Source organism: Pseudomonas sp. B21-012 (assembly GCF_024749305.1).
In the GTDB taxonomy this organism is placed as follows: Bacteria; Pseudomonadota; Gammaproteobacteria; order Pseudomonadales; family Pseudomonadaceae; genus Aquipseudomonas.
Map to the genome: position 1 here is coordinate 1,531,060 of NZ_CP087197.1, position 14,050 is coordinate 1,545,109.

Annotated in this window: 13 protein-coding genes; 8 read left to right on the forward strand and 5 right to left on the reverse strand. The window is 61.9% G+C overall.

Translation table 11 applies throughout. From position 1 onward, the window contains the following. Positions 1-22: 22 nt before the first annotated feature. From LOY37_RS07065 to LOY37_RS07090, 6 genes are all read left to right on the forward strand, one after another. Entirely contained in the window at positions 23-682 is a 660-nt protein-coding gene (locus tag LOY37_RS07065; protein WP_258716540.1) for a LysE family translocator, read from the forward strand. Positions 683-1,066: 384 nt separating this feature from the next. After that, positions 1,067-2,194 (forward strand): IS481 family transposase, encoded by a 1,128-nt coding sequence (locus LOY37_RS07070; protein ID WP_258715123.1) that lies wholly within the window; start codon positions 1,067-1,069, stop codon positions 2,192-2,194. Positions 2,195-3,031: 837 nt separating this feature from the next. Next, the gene (locus LOY37_RS07075) at positions 3,032-3,466 is read left to right on the forward strand and encodes a nuclear transport factor 2 family protein (protein WP_045193423.1); all 435 of its coding nucleotides are present in this window, start codon (positions 3,032-3,034) and stop codon (positions 3,464-3,466) included. 86 nt (positions 3,467-3,552) lie between these two features. Continuing rightward, entirely contained in the window at positions 3,553-3,897 is a 345-nt protein-coding gene (locus tag LOY37_RS07080) for a YciI family protein (RefSeq protein ID WP_258610022.1), read from the forward strand. Positions 3,898-3,916: 19 nt separating this feature from the next. Then, positions 3,917-4,408: an SRPBCC family protein gene (locus tag LOY37_RS07085; RefSeq protein ID WP_045193421.1), complete on the forward strand. Its 492-nt coding sequence runs from the start codon at positions 3,917-3,919 to the stop codon at positions 4,406-4,408. Beyond that, the gene (locus LOY37_RS07090) at positions 4,408-5,643 is read left to right on the forward strand and encodes an RNA polymerase sigma factor (RefSeq protein WP_258716541.1); all 1,236 of its coding nucleotides are present in this window, start codon (positions 4,408-4,410) and stop codon (positions 5,641-5,643) included. Before LOY37_RS07085 ends, LOY37_RS07090 begins: the two co-directional genes overlap by 1 nt. 3 nt (positions 5,644-5,646) lie before the next feature. On the opposite strand, the gene LOY37_RS07095 is transcribed toward LOY37_RS07090, so the two are convergent. Further along, positions 5,647-6,117, reverse strand: coding sequence for a MaoC family dehydratase (locus LOY37_RS07095; protein ID WP_045187560.1), 471 nt, complete (start codon positions 6,115-6,117; stop codon positions 5,647-5,649). 34 nt (positions 6,118-6,151) lie between these two features. Further along, positions 6,152-7,096 (reverse strand): alpha/beta hydrolase, encoded by a 945-nt coding sequence (locus LOY37_RS07100; RefSeq protein WP_258716542.1) that lies wholly within the window; start codon positions 7,094-7,096, stop codon positions 6,152-6,154. 209 nt (positions 7,097-7,305) lie between these two features. Between LOY37_RS07100 and fadD2 the strand changes: the two genes are divergently transcribed. Together fadD2 and fadD1 are read left to right on the forward strand one after the other, a co-directional pair. Then, positions 7,306-8,994, forward strand: a complete 1,689-nt coding sequence (gene fadD2, locus LOY37_RS07105) for a long-chain-fatty-acid--CoA ligase FadD2 (RefSeq protein ID WP_045193417.1) — start codon at positions 7,306-7,308, stop codon at positions 8,992-8,994. A gap of 268 nt (positions 8,995-9,262) precedes the next feature. After that, a complete protein-coding gene (gene fadD1 / locus LOY37_RS07110) occupies positions 9,263-10,960 on the forward strand; it encodes a long-chain-fatty-acid--CoA ligase FadD1 (RefSeq protein ID WP_258716543.1) in 1,698 nt (565 codons plus the stop codon). An 84-nt stretch (positions 10,961-11,044) separates the two neighbouring features. Here fadD1 and LOY37_RS07115 read toward each other — a convergent pair whose 3' ends face one another. The 3 genes from LOY37_RS07115 to LOY37_RS07125 all read right to left on the reverse strand — a co-directional run bounded on the left by LOY37_RS07115 (position 11,045) and on the right by LOY37_RS07125 (position 14,007). Beyond that, entirely contained in the window at positions 11,045-12,352 is a 1,308-nt protein-coding gene (locus LOY37_RS07115; protein ID WP_258716544.1) for an FAD-binding oxidoreductase, read from the reverse strand. Positions 12,353-12,381: 29 nt separating this feature from the next. After that, positions 12,382-13,746 carry a glutamine synthetase family protein gene (locus tag LOY37_RS07120; RefSeq protein WP_258716545.1) on the reverse strand — a complete coding sequence of 455 codons (1,365 nt, stop codon included), beginning with the start codon at positions 13,744-13,746 and terminating at the stop codon, positions 12,382-12,384. Positions 13,747-13,842: 96 nt separating this feature from the next. Then, a complete protein-coding gene (locus LOY37_RS07125) occupies positions 13,843-14,007 on the reverse strand; it encodes a hypothetical protein (protein ID WP_213602103.1) in 165 nt (54 codons plus the stop codon). Positions 14,008-14,050: the final 43 nt, after the last annotated feature.

Here is a 14,050-nt window from a genome sequence, read left to right on the forward strand (position 1 = left end):
CAACCGCGGTTACGGAACGTCGATGCCTTTTTCAAACGGATTTCTGCTGAGTTTGTCGCTGTGCCTGGATATCGGCATTGCCAATATCGCCATGATCACCCTGGCCATGCAGCGGGGTTTTTTGCAGGGTTTCTGGCTGGGGCTGGGTACCTGTGTCGGTGACCTGTTGTATGCCATTGCGGCGCTGGCCGGGATGACCGTGCTGCTGCAATTTGAAACGGTGCGCTGGGTGCTGTGGCTGGGCGGCTCGGTGTTGCTGGTATGGTTTGCCATCAAGATGCTGCTGGCGGCGCTGCGCGGCAACACCCATCTGCAGACCCCTGGCGAGGTGGTGATTGAGTCGGGCTGGCGCGAGTTCCTGCGCGGGATCTTCCTGGCCATGTCCTCGCCCAGCGCCATCCTCTGGTTTGCCGCGGTCGGCGGGGTGCTGATTTCCCGTTCAGGGGGCGGCAGCCTGCTTGAGGCCGGGCTGTTTCTTAGCGGTTTTTTTGCCGCCGGGCTGATCTGGTGCCTGTCGTTGTGCGGTATTGCCAGTCATGGCGGGCGCCTGCTGGGTGACCGCCTGCTGACCTGGTCGTACCTGCTGTCGGCGGGCATCTTCTGTTACTTTGCCGGCTACGTGATCCTTTCCGGTTACCGCGAGTTCATCCTTGCCGTGCCTGCGGCTACCCCGGGTCTATAATGATTCGGGACACCGGTGCGCAGGTGCCGTCAGGCAGGAGGATCTTCGATGAAAGGTCTGGATGCAAAAAAGATGACGAAGAAAAAACCACTGAAAACCGCCAAGGAAAAACACGCCGCTAAACGCGCTAAGCGCTCTGGCGACAGTTTTCTTGCACAGTAACGCCAAGAGCTCCGCAAGGGGCTCTTTTTTGGCTCTTCACGGAATCCCGGGTTGGGATGTTGAGGCTGCGAGTTTATCCATTCAGTGTGGGGCTGCTGCTGGCCCCTTCCGCCTTTACGGCGGCCTACTTTTCTCTTGGTGTATGGACCGGACACATGGTGGACAGGTGTACGGGGACATGGTTGACACTTTTCGGCAAGCAAACCTGCCGGGAATTCGACCATGCCTTGGAACGCGAGAGACGCCATGAGCTTGAGAGAAGAGTTCGTTCATCTGGCCAATCACCCAGACGCCAATGTCAGGGAGTTGTGCCGACGCTTCGGTATCAGTCCCCAGACAGGTTACAAGTGGCTTAACCGCTACCGGCAGGAGGGTGCGGCAGGCCTTTTGGAACGATCCAGAAAACCTGCCAGCAGCCCTAGGCTGACGGATCGTGGGCTTGAGAAAGAAGTGATCGCCATCCGCAAGGAGCACCCTGCCTGGGGTGGCCGCAAGATCAGGCATCTACTGGGTCAGCGCATTTGCGCCAGTACCGTCACCAATGTTCTGCATCGCCACGGGCTGATCACCTCCGAAGCCAGTGCTGCAGCTACGCCGTGGAAACGCTATGAACGCGAGGCTCCTAATGATCTCTGGCAGATCGACTTCAAAGGCTTCTTCCAGACAGGTCAGGGGCCGTGCTACCCGTTGACGTTGATCGATGATCACTCGCGCTTCAACTTGGCGATTCAAGCCTGTGCGCATCAGCGAACCGAATTGGTCCAGGAGCACCTGACCGATCTGTTCAGGCGGTATGGCCTTCCCCTGCAGATCAACGCAGACAATGGCGCGCCCTGGGGGGCACCACGAAACCCTGGAGAGCTGACGCCACTAGGGATCTGGATAGTGCGTCTGGGCATACGCTTGACCTTCAGCCGGCCAGGGCACCCACAGACCAACGGTAAAGACGAGCGCTTCCACCGAACGCTCAAGACAGAGGTGCTCAGGGACCGCACCTTCCGTGATTTGCGGGAGGCGCAGGAGGCGTTCGACCTGTGGCGTGGCGTCTACAACTACAAGCGACCCCACCAGCAGTTGGACTACCAAGTACCGAGGGAGCGCTACCAGATGAGCACACGGCCGTTTCCAAGCCGGGTACCAACCTTTGAATACGGACCCGAAGATATCCTAGTCAAACCCTACGATAGTCAGTTCCGCTTCAGGAAGCGCTCATTCCGGATAGCAAAAGCGCTGGTGGGCCACATTTTGGCTTTGCGCCCGAGCGAGAAGGGACCTGATCACTTCGACGTCTACTTCTGCCACCGCAAGCTGAGAACCATCGATTTCAACAACCCGGATGGCAAGCGATAATGTGTCAACCATGTCCCCGTACATGTGTCAGCGATGTCTCCGGTCCATACATCTTGGGAAGAAGTAGGCAAAACCGCTTGCTCCTACATACGGCCCTACGCTGCGCTTCGGGTCCCCTCGCTACGGCACCTTCCGGGGCATCGCGGCCTACGACTTGCTTTGCAAGTCTACATCTCGCGTCTTCGGCTGCCGCCGAAGGTGCTGCGCACCGCCCCTACAGGCACCTACGCTCGGCCTCCTGAAGTCGCTTTTCGCGGCGTCTGGAAGTGCGTGCATGAATATCAAGATCAAGTTGGTGTTCGTTTTATCAGCGGGCTGTCCCGCTCCTGCGTCAGCATGGCTTCGCCAACATCTGCTTTCGTAGATGCATCAGTGCAGGCGCCGCCCGTAACTTCGCGACTTCAGGAGGCTGAGCGTAGGTGTCTGGAGGGGGCTGGTGCGTAGCACCCTTCGGCCTGAGCCGAAGTCGCGAGACGTAGACTTGGCGAAGCAAGTCGTAGGCCGCGATGCCCCTGGAAGGCACCGTAGCGAAGGAACCCGGAGCGCAGCGTAGGGCCGTATGCTGGAGCGAGCGGTTTTGGTTCCTTTTGCCAAGAACAAAAGGGACCCGCCGTAAGGGCGGAAGGGGCCAACAGCGGCGCCACACCGAATGGATAAGCCCGCAACCCAACCCAAGAATCATAGCCCCCGGGATTCCGTGAAGAACCTCTTTTTTTAGACCCGAAATTGAGGTTGCTGGGTTATCCATTTCCCCAGCCTGTCGATTTCAACCACTGCCATTCGACCATCTGTGAACGCGCCGAGCATCCGGCGCCCCTTCGCGCAGAGGACACGACCATGAACAGTGCCGCCGAGAACGAAATCCGCCAACTCATCGAGCAGTGGCTTCCCGCCGTACGCGCGCGCGATGTCGAGGCCATTACCGCGCCTTACGCCGAGAACATTCGCGCCTTCGATGCCATCCAGCAATTGCAGTTCCAGGGCAAGGCCGCCTATCGCGCCCACTGGCAGGCCTGCATGGATCACTGCCCCGGTGAGATGATCTTCGAAATCGAGCAACTGCAGATCCACGCCACGCCGGAACTGGCCCTGGCCCATTGGCTCAACCGCTGTGGTCCGGCCAGCAGCGAAGGCGGTGAGGATCAAGGCTGCTATATGCGCGCGACCGTTGGCTACCAGCGCATCGACGGGCAGTGGAAGGTGATTCATGAGCATTGGTCGGCACCGTTCGACATGGAATCCGGTGCCGCGCTGTTCTCGCTCAAGCCTTGAGCTGAAAACCCCGAAAGTTATGCCGAATCGCGCTTTTCAAGGCGGTGCGAACTGCCGCCATAGTATCCCCAGCGGTGGAGACGACGATGAAATACCTGTGCCTGGTCTACTGTGATGAAAGTCTGCTGCACAGCCTGCCTGAAAGCCCGGCCGACGCCGAGTGCATGGCCTATGCCGAGTCGGTCCAGGGCAGCGGCAGGATGCTCGCCGCCGAGGCGCTCAAGCCGGTGCAGACCGCGACCACCGTGCGTGTACGCGGTGGGCAGATGAGCCTGACCGACGGCCCGTTCGCCGAAACCAAGGAACAACTGGCCGGCTTCTATCTGGTCGATGCCCGCGACCTCAATGAGGCGTTGAACATTGCCAAGGGCATTCCCGCAGCGCGAGTCGGCAGTGTCGAGGTGCGGCCGGTGCGCGAGTTGCAACCCTGAACCCAAGGAGCACAACACGATGAGCCTTTTACACCCCGAGCCGCCCAAGGCACAGCATGAGTTGTCGTTGACGCGCCTGATCGATGCGCCGCGGCGCAAGGTGTTTCGCGCCTGGACCGAGCCACAACTGCTGGCCCAGTGGTGGGGGCCCAACGGCATGACCACGCCGGAATGCGAAATGCAGCTGTGGGTGGGCGGCTTGTTTCGTACGGTGATGCGTGCCCCGGACGGCAGCGAATACCCGAACCAGGGCGTGTTTCTGGAGATCGTGCCGCCGGCGCGGATCGTCTTCACCGATGCCTTCGGCCCAGGCTGGGTGCCGTCGAACAAGGCGTTCATGACCGCCGTGGTGACCTTTGACGATGTCCACGGCAAGACCCAGTACACCGCCCGCGCCTGGCACTGGAGTGCCGCCGATTGCCAGGCCCATGAAGAGATGGGCTTTCACCGGGGCTGGGGTGAGAGCCTGGATCGCCTGGTGGCGCTGGTGACCACGCAGATGCCCGACTGATGGCAACGCTTGCCCAGGTACGGGCGCAACTGGAGGCCGTCTACCGTCAGGAGTCGCGGCGCATCCTGGCGACGCTGATTCGCTTGTTGGGCGACTTCGATCTGGCCGAAGAGGCCATGCACGAGGCGTTTTTCATTGCCGTGGAGCGCTGGCAACGCGACGGCATTCCGGCAAGCCCGCGGGCCTGGCTGGTGTCTACCGGGCGTTTCAAGGCCATCGACAGCCTGCGCCGACGTGCGCGCTTCGACCGTTCCCAGGTGCAGTTGATGCAGGCGCTGGAGGCGCAAGAGGAGGTTCAGGTGAATGACGAAGAACTTGAGGACGACCGCCTGCGCCTGATCTTCACCTGTTGTCACCCGGCGCTGGCCGCCGATGCCCAGGTGCCGCTGACCTTGCGCGAAGTCTGTGACCTGACCACCGAAGAAATCGCCCGCGCCTTTTTGCAGAGCCCGGCGACCATTGCCCAGCGCATCGTGCGGGCCAAGGCCAAGATCCGCGATGCGCGCATACCCTACCAGGTGCCGTCGCTGGACGAGCTGCCGGAGCGCCTTGATAGCGTATTGCGGGTGATCTACCTGGTGTTCAACGAGGGCTACTCGGCGTCGTCGGGGGAGAGCCTGATGCGCCACGACCTGAGCGATGAAGCGATCCGCCTGGGGCGTTTGCTTCAGCAGTTGCTGCCCGACCCGGAGGTGCTCGGGCTGTTGGCCTTGATGCTGTTGCAAGCCTCGCGGCAACAGGCGCGCAGCGACGCCGAGGGGGAGTTGGTACTGCTTGATGAGCAGGACCGCAGCCTGTGGAACCGTGCATTTATTGCTGAAGGTTGCCAGTTGGTGCAGCAAGCTCTGCGCAGTCAGCAGTTCGGTGTGTATAGCCTGCAGGCAGCGATAGCGGCCGTGCACGCTGAAGCTGCCAGTGCCGAGGCAACGGACTGGGATGAAATCGTCGGTTTGTACAATGTGCTGCTGCAGCGCTGGCCGTCACCGGTGATCGAACTCAACCGCGCAGCGGCTCTGGCCCGGCGCGATGGCGCCGAGGCGGGGCTGGCGGCAGTGGAGGCAATTCTGGCCCGTGGCCAGTTGCAGGATTATCACCTGGCCCATTCGGCCCGCGCCGAACTGTGCCGCCAGTTGGGCCGCCTGGATCACGCCCGCGAGGCCTATCGCAGTGCCCTCGAACTGACCCGTCAGGGCCCCGAGCGGCGCTTTATCGAGCGCCGCCTGGCCGAGTTGTAGGCATCAGCCGATGGTGATAGGCGGCGGGCTGACCAGCTCGACGGTCTGCTGCTTGCGCGGGGCGAGGATCTCGGCCTCGCCATCGACCACCAGTTCGTCGTTCTGGTTGAACACGCGGGTGGCGATGCGCACCTTGAACTTCGGCAGTTTCTCGAGGATTTCCAGGCGCACGGTCAGGGTGTCGCCGAACTTGACCGGCTTCTGGAAGCTCATGGTCTGGCCCAGGTAGATGGTGCCCGGGCCGGGCAGCTCGCAGGCCACTGCGGCGCTGATCAGCGCACCGCTGAACATGCCGTGGGCGATGCGCTCCTTGAACATGCTCTTGGCGGCGAACTCGGCATCCAGGTGCACCGGGTTGTGGTCACCGGACATCGCCGCAAACAGCTGGATGTCACGTTCTTCGACGGTTTTGCTGAAGCTGGCGGTCTGGCCGACTTCAAGGGCTTCGTACGGGGTGTTGGTGACCTGGGTCATGCTTGGCTTTCCTTCTGACGTGCGGGTCGGCCGATCATTCGCTGCGGGCGGGGCGGCCAATGGCCAGGGCCTGCTCCAGCCAGTCGATGATGGCGGCCGTGACCTCGTCACGGTTGGTTTCGTTGAGCAGCTCATGCCGCGCCTGGGGGTAGAGCTGCAACTGCACATGCTGATTGCCGGCCAGGCGCAAGGCACCGGCCAGATCCTTGAGACGCTTGCCGGCACTGACCGGATCACATTCGCCGCCCATCACCAGGATCGGCAGGTTCGGATCGATCTGCGTCAGGTTGCGTGGCTGGCTGATTTGCTCAAGGCCCATCAGCAAGTCGATCCATAAACGGTTGCTGCAGCGAAAGCCGCACAGCGGGTCGGCAGCATACTTGTCGACTTCGTCGTTGTCGCGGCTGAGCCAGTCGAACGCCGTACGGTTGGGCTTGAAGGCCTTGTTGAACGAGCCGAACGACAGCCACTCGATCAGTGCGCTATGGCCCAGCGGGCCCTGGCGCCAGGCTTCGAAGCGGGCGATCAGGCAGGCGGTGCGGTACAGCGCGGGCGGTTGGAAGTTCGAGCCGCTGAGAATCGCGCCCTGCAGGCTGGCGCCGTGGTGCATCAGGTAGGCCTGGGCAATGTAGCTGCCCATGCTGTGGCCAAACAGGAACACCGGGGTGCCCGGAAACTGCTGGCCGATGTGCTGGCTGAGCAGGGCCAGGTCGTTGACCACGCTGTTCCAGCCATTGTGTCGGGCGAACAGGCCTAAAGTGCCAAGTTCGGCGCTGCGTCCATGGCCGCGCTGGTCGTGGGCGAGCAGGGCATAGCCGGCATTGCTCAGGGCCTCGCCCAGGCGTTGGTAACGCCCGGCGTGCTCGGCCATGCCGTGGGCGAGCAGCACCACCGCCTTGATCGGCGAGGCCGGCAGCCATTGATAAACGTAGAGGCTGCAGTGATCGCTGGCCGGGAGCCAGAACGCGTCGTGGTGCATGGCGGGTCCTTGTGCGCGCAACTCGGTAAGTCAGCACAGTGTATAACCCAGGGACAGGATCGCAGGGTCATCAGCAATAAGATTCACAATGTTAATGACAGCGCTTGGCGTATTTGCCACCTGCGACATACCTGCTAACGTCGGCAGAGCACCTTCTTCGCCAAGCAGGCAAGGGGGCCGGATCGGCTCAGGTATGAGGACAATAATAGATGCAAGCTGATTTCTGGAATGACAAGCGCCCGGCAGGGGTTCCTTCGCAAATTGACATAAATGCTTACAAGTCAGTGGTCGAAGTATTCGAACGCTCCTGCAAGAAGTTTGCTGACCGCCCGGCGTTCAGCAACCTCGGGGTCACCCTGAGCTACGCCGAACTCGAACGCTATTCTGCGGCCTTTGCCGCTTACCTGCAGCAGCACACCGACCTGGTGCCGGGCGACCGCATCGCGGTACAGATGCCCAACGTGCTGCAGTACCCCATCGCGGTGTTCGGCGCCTTGCGCGCCGGCCTGATCGTGGTCAACACCAACCCGCTGTACACCGCCCGCGAAATGCGCCACCAGTTCAAGGACTCCGGCGCCCGGGCGCTGGTGTACCTGAACATGTTCGGCAAGCTGGTGCAGGAGGTGCTGCCCGACACCGGCATCGAGTTCCTCATCGAGGCGAAGATGGGCGACATGCTGCCGACGGCCAAGGGCTGGCTGGTCAACACCATCGTCAGCAAGGTCAAGAAGATGGTCCCGGACTACCGCCTGCCGCAGGCGGTGCCATTCAAGAGCGCCCTGGCCCAGGGCCGCGGCCAGGCGCTCAAGCCGGTTGCGCTGGGCCTCGATGACATCGCCGTGCTGCAATACACCGGCGGCACCACGGGCCTGGCCAAGGGCGCGATGCTGACTCACGGCAACCTGGTGGCGAACATGCTCCAGGTGCTGGCGTGTTTCTCCCAGCACGGTGCCGATGGCCAGCGCCTGATCAAGGACGGGCAGGAGGTGATGATCGCGCCGCTGCCGCTCTACCATATCTATGCCTTTACCGCGAACTGCATGTGCATGATGGTTACCGGCAACCACAACGTGCTGATCACCAACCCGCGCGACATCGCCGGCTTTGTCAAAGAGCTGAAGAAGTGGAAGTTCTCCGGGCTGCTCGGGCTCAACACCCTGTTCGTCGCGCTGATGAACCACCCAGAGTTCAAGAACCTCGACTTCTCGGCGCTGAAGGTCACCAACTCCGGCGGAACCGCATTGGTCAGCGCCACCGCCGAGCGCTGGGAGAGCATCACCGGTTGCCGCATTGTCGAAGGCTACGGCCTGACCGAGACCTCGCCGGTAGCCAGCACCAACCCTTACGGCCAGCTGGCACGCCTGGGCACCGTGGGCATTCCGGTGCCGGGCACGGCGTTCAAGGTGATTGACGATGCGGGTGTCGAGCAGCCCTTCGGCGAGCGCGGCGAGTTGTGCATCAAGGGCCCGCAAGTGATGAAGGGCTACTGGCAGCACCCCGAGGCGACGGCCGAGGCGCTGGACAGCGAAGGCTGGTTCAAGACCGGCGACATTGCCGTGATCGATCCGGACGGCTTTACCCGCATCGTCGACCGCAAGAAGGACATGATCATCGTCTCGGGCTTCAACGTGTACCCCAACGAGATCGAGGAAGTGGTGATGAGCCATCCGCAAGTGGCCAGTTGCGCGGTGATCGGCATCCCCGACGAGCGTTCGGGCGAGGCGGTGAAGCTGTTCGTGGTGCCGCGCGAGGGCGGGGTAAGCCTTGAAGAGCTGAAGGCTTACTGCAAGGCCAACTTCACCGGCTACAAGGTGCCCAAGCATATTGTCTTGCGCGAGTCGCTGCCGATGACGGCAGTGGGCAAGATTCTGCGCAGGGAGCTTCGGGATATAGCCTGAGGGAACTGGAAGCTGCAAGCTACAAGCCCGGCCAGCTTGTAGCTTGTGGCTTGAAGCTTTAGAATCTTTACTCTAAAAATGACTACGTGATTATCAAGAGTCATTTCCGTGACTGTCTGGGCTACTTTAGCTCTAGGCGGCCCTTGGCAAAGCTGCTACTCTCGGCCCGCTTCTGATTATCAGGTTTGCAATAAACCGTAATCTTATATCAATAATAATCGCATCGACTGCGGTGAAGAATTCGCTGTTGCTGGAGGAGTGGGCTTCCATGATCGAAAACTTTTGGAAGGATAAGTACCCAGCCGGGATTGCCTCGCAAATCAATCCTGATGAGTATCCGAATATTCAGGCGGTATTGAAGCAGTCTTGCCAGCGCTTTGCCGATAAACCGGCCTTTAGCAACCTGGGCAAAACCATTACATACGGCGAGTTGTATGAGTTGTCGGGGGCGTTTGCCGCTTACCTGCAACAGCATACCGACCTGCAGCCGGGTGATCGTATTGCCGTGCAGCTGCCCAACGTTCTGCAATACCCCGTTGCCGTGTTCGGTGCCCTGCGTGCGGGCCTGATCGTGGTCAACACCAACCCGTTGTATACCGCGCGGGAATTGGAGCACCAGTTCAATGATTCCGGCGCCAAGGCGCTGGTCTGCCTGGCAAACATGGCGCACCTGGCCGAAAAGGTAGTGCCCAAGACCCAAGTCAAACACGTTATTGTCACCGAAGTGGCCGACCTCTTGCCACCGGTTAAACGCCTGTTGATCAACAGCGTGATCAAGTTCGTGAAGAAAATGGTCCCGGCGTACAACCTGCCCAAGGCGGTCAAGTTCAACGACGCCTTGAGCAAAGGCCGTGGCCAGACCTTTCAGGAAGCCAATCCAGACCGCCATGACGTCGCCGTGTTGCAATACACCGGTGGCACTACCGGGGTGGCCAAGGGCGCGATGCTGACCCACCGCAACCTGGTGGCCAACATGCTGCAATGCCGGGCGCTGATGGGCTCGGACCTCAATGAAGGTTGCGAGATCCTGATCACGCCGTTGCCGCTGTATCACATCTATGCCTTCACCTTTCATTGCATGGCAATGATGCTGATCGGCAGCCACAACATCCTGATCAGCAACCCGCGCGACTTGCCGGCGATGGTCAAGGAACTGGGCAAGTGGAAGTTCAGCGGCTTTGTCGGCCTCAATACCTTGTTCGTGGCCCTGTGCAACAACGAGAATTTCCGCAAGCTGGACTTCTCTGGCCTGAAGATCACCCTGTCGGGCGGCATGGCCCTGCAGATGAGCGTCGCCGAGCGCTGGAAGGCAATCACCGGCTGCGCCATCTGCGAAGGTTACGGCATGACCGAGACCAGCCCGGTGGCGGCGGTCAACCCGGCCGAGCAGAACCAGATCGGCACCATTGGCATTCCGGTGCCCTCGACCCTGTGCAAGATCATCGACGACGCCGGTGTTGAACTGGCCCTGGGCGAAGTCGGCGAGCTGTGCGTGAAAGGGCCGCAGGTAATGAAGGGTTACTGGCAGCGCGAAGACGCCACCAACGAGATCCTCGACAGTGACGGCTGGCTGAAGACCGGTGACATCGCCCTGATCCAGACCGACGGCTACATGCGCATCGTCGATCGCAAGAAAGACATGATCCTGGTCTCCGGTTTCAACGTCTATCCGAATGAGCTTGAGGACGTGCTGGCGGCGTTGCCAGGCGTGCTGCAGTGCGCGGCCATCGGTGTGCCGGATGAAAAATCCGGTGAAGTGATCAAGATCTTCATCGTGGTCAAGCCGGGCATGACCGTGACCAAGGAGCAGGTGATGGAGCACATGCGTGCAAACGTCACCGGCTACAAGGTGCCGCGTTTCATCGAGTTCCGCGATGCGCTGCCGACCACCAACGTCGGCAAGATCCTGCGCCGTGAACTGCGTGATGAAGAACTGAAGAAGCTGGGCCTGAAGAAGATCGCCTGAGTCAAGGCGAGCGCTTCGCGCTCGATCGCCGGCAAGCCAGCTCCCACCATCGATCCTGTGGGAGCTGGCTTGCCAGCGATGCTTTCAGCGCAGTTTTTCAAGCATCTGGTAATACCACATCCCCGCCGCCAGCAACGGATTGCCCAGCACATCGCCCATCGGCACCTTGATGTGTTTGCAGCCGGCAAAGGTATCGAATTTCTCCAGCGTCCCGGTCAGTGCTTCGGCCATGATCTCGCCCATGATATGGCTGGTGGCGATGCCGTGCCCGGAATAGCCCTGGCAGTACCAGACGTTGTCCGAGAGCTTGCCCAGCTGCGGAATGCGGTTGACCACGATACCCATCGCGCAACTCCACTGGAACTCGATCGGCACGCCCTTGAGCACCGGAAAGGTGCGCTCGATGCACGGCCGCAGTTCGCCGGCGATATCCCGTGAATCGCGCCCGGAATAGTTGGCGCCACCGCCGAACAGCAGGCGGCCATCGGCGGTCAGCCGGTAGTAGTCGAGGACGAAGCGGCAGTCGTACACCGCAAGATCCTGCGGGTTGATCTGCGCGGCCAGTTCACCCAGCGGCGCAGTAGTGACGATACCGCCCATGGCCGGGAAAATCTTGCCCTTGAGCTGGCGTTTTTCCAGTTTGTGATAGACGTCGCCGGCCAACAGAATCTGCTTGGCCTCGACCCGGCCGTGGGCCGTCACCACCGCCGGCTGCTCGCCATGGATGATGTCCAGCACTTCGGAGTTCTCGAAGATCAGTGCGCCCAGGCTGTGTGCGGCCCGGGCTTCGCCCAGGCACAGGTTGAGCGGGTGCAGGTGCAGGTTGCGCCGGTTCTTCAAGGCGCCGAGGTACAGCGGGCTTTGCAGGTGTTCGCGCATGGCGTTCTGGCCCAGCAGCTCGACCTGGTCGCCCATGCCGCGGCGCTCGGCCTCGGCGGCGAAGGCGCGCAGTTCGCCCATGTGCGAGTCTTTCATCGCCGCGTGCAGGTGGCCGCGCTTGAGGTCGCAGTCGATGCCGTAGCGCTCGACCCTTTGCTCGATGATCTGGTGGCCGCGCCAGCGCAGGTGCCAGATAAAATCATCGACGTCATCGCCGAGCTTGTCGCGCATCTGTTTGCGCATCGCTTCATCGCCCGAGAGGCTGCCGGTGACCTGGCCGCCGTTGCGCCCGCTGGCGCCCCAGCCGATGCGGTTGGTTTCAACGATGGCGACTTTCAGGCCGCGCTCGGCCAGCTCCACGGCGCTGGCCACCCCGGTAAAGCCGCCGCCAATGATTGCCACGTCGACTTTCACCGTGCCCTTGAGGGTCGGGTACTGGGTGGTGTCGTTGAGGCTGGCGGTGTAGTACGAGGCGCTGCGTTGGGCAGGGCCGGCGTTTACGGCTGCATTCATAACAAAATCCTTGGTGCAAAAATAAAGGGTCAGGCCTGGGTCAGGTACCAGCGCCAGTCCTGTTCACCGACTTCGGCCATGAACTGGCGGTACTCGGCGCGCTTGACCGCCAGGTACACGCCGAGGAACTCGGCGCCCAGGGCTTCGCGGGCCCAGCTTGAACGCTCAAGCGCAGTCAACGAGGTCAGCCAGTCGGTGGGTAGCAGTTCGCTGGCCTGGGCGTAGCCATTGCCCTCGACCGGCGCGCCCGGGTCGAGTTGCTGGCGGATGCCGTGATGCAGGCTGGCGAGAATCGCTGCTGCGGCCAGGTAAGGGTTGGCATCGGCGCCGCAGATGCGGTGCTCGATGTGCCGGCTGTTGGCCGGGCCGCCGGGCACGCGCAGGCTGACGGTACGGTTGTCGACGCCCCAGGTCGGCGCCAGCGGCGCATAGCTGTTGGCCTGGAAGCGGCGGTAGGAGTTGGCGTTGGGGCAGAACAGCAGCAGCGAATCGAGCAGCAGCGTGAGCATGCCGGCCACCGACTGGCGCAGCAGCGGCGTACCGGCCTTGTCTTCGCTGGCGTACAGGTTATTGCCCTGGGCATCGGCCAGGCTCACGTGCATGTGCATGCCGGTGCCGGCCAGGTGATCGAACGGCTTGGCCATGAAGCAGGCCTGCATCCCGTGCTTGTGCGCCACGCCCTTGACCAGGCGCTTGTAGCGCACCGCCTGGTCCATGGCCAGCAGCGCATCGCCATGCTCGAGGGTGATCTCCACCTGGCCCGGGGCGTATTCGGAAATCGCCGTGCGCGCAGGAATGCCCTGGGCCTTGCAGGCCGCGTAGAGGTCGGCGAGAAACGGCTCGATCTGCTCCAGCTCGCGCAGGCCGTAGACCTGAGTGCCACGCGGGCGCCCGCCGTCGCGGTCCAGGGCCGGTTGCGGGCGGCCGTGGCTGTCACGTTGCTGGTCGAGCAGATAGAACTCCAGCTCGCAGGCCATCACCGGGTAGTAACCGTCGGCCTTGAGCGCATCGATGACCTTGACCAGCAGGTGGCGCGGGTCGGCGACAGTCGCCGGCAGGCCTTCGCTGGGGTGCATGCTGACTTGCACCGCAGCGGTGGGGATCTGCCGCCACGGCAGACGCACCAGGCTGTTCTCCAGCGGGTAGGCGCGGCAATCGATATCGCCGACATCCCAGACCAGGCCTGAGTTTTCCACATCGTCGCCGTTGAGGGTCAAACCGAGGATGGTGCTGGGCAATGGCCGTCCGCTTTCGTACACCGCCAACAGCTCTTCACGGTGCAGCAGCTTGCCGCGTGGCACGCCGTTGGCGTCGAGGATGAACAGCTCGATCATCTCGATATCGGGGTTTTCAGACAGGAACGTTCGGGCCTGCTCGATAGGGGCAAAGTGCATGGTGTGCTCGCTCGCGCCCTCAGGCGCACAGGACTGTCTAGCCGGTCAGGCGGCAGTCTTCGACAAGGAAGGTCGGCCAGAAGCTGGCCGCACGGTTCAGTGCAGAGCGAGGCGGGCGTCCGGTGGGCGGGCATGGCGGCAGTGCCACAAAGCCCAGAAGGCGAGAATGATGTGTACCAGCGGATTTTCCCCGCAGCGCGCCCGCACCTTCGGGAACGAAGGGCGCAGCAGCAGGCGGGGCAAACCGGTAGACGAAGTCATGCCTGGATACTCCCATGCCGGGGAAGGTTCATTAAATCAGCCT

Bases quoted from the DNA above. Each gene is read 5' to 3' on its own strand.
- LOY37_RS07065 (WP_258716540.1), top strand. From the start codon at position 23: ATGCCTTTTTCAAACGGATTTCTGCTGAGTTTGTCGCTGTGCCTGGAT.
- LOY37_RS07070 (WP_258715123.1), top strand. From the start codon at position 1,067: ATGCCTTGGAACGCGAGAGACGCCATGAGCTTGAGAGAAGAGTTCGTT.
- LOY37_RS07075 (WP_045193423.1), top strand. From the start codon at position 3,032: ATGAACAGTGCCGCCGAGAACGAAATCCGCCAACTCATCGAGCAGTGG.
- LOY37_RS07080 (WP_258610022.1), top strand. From the start codon at position 3,553: ATGAAATACCTGTGCCTGGTCTACTGTGATGAAAGTCTGCTGCACAGC.
- LOY37_RS07085 (WP_045193421.1), top strand. From the start codon at position 3,917: ATGAGCCTTTTACACCCCGAGCCGCCCAAGGCACAGCATGAGTTGTCG.
- LOY37_RS07090 (WP_258716541.1), top strand. From the start codon at position 4,408: ATGGCAACGCTTGCCCAGGTACGGGCGCAACTGGAGGCCGTCTACCGT.
- LOY37_RS07095 (WP_045187560.1), bottom strand. From the start codon at position 6,117: ATGACCCAGGTCACCAACACCCCGTACGAAGCCCTTGAAGTCGGCCAG.
- LOY37_RS07100 (WP_258716542.1), bottom strand. From the start codon at position 7,096: ATGCACCACGACGCGTTCTGGCTCCCGGCCAGCGATCACTGCAGCCTC.
- fadD2 (WP_045193417.1), top strand. From the start codon at position 7,306: ATGCAAGCTGATTTCTGGAATGACAAGCGCCCGGCAGGGGTTCCTTCG.
- fadD1 (WP_258716543.1), top strand. From the start codon at position 9,263: ATGATCGAAAACTTTTGGAAGGATAAGTACCCAGCCGGGATTGCCTCG.
- LOY37_RS07115 (WP_258716544.1), bottom strand. From the start codon at position 12,352: ATGAATGCAGCCGTAAACGCCGGCCCTGCCCAACGCAGCGCCTCGTAC.
- LOY37_RS07120 (WP_258716545.1), bottom strand. From the start codon at position 13,746: ATGCACTTTGCCCCTATCGAGCAGGCCCGAACGTTCCTGTCTGAAAAC.
- LOY37_RS07125 (WP_213602103.1), bottom strand. From the start codon at position 14,007: ATGACTTCGTCTACCGGTTTGCCCCGCCTGCTGCTGCGCCCTTCGTTC.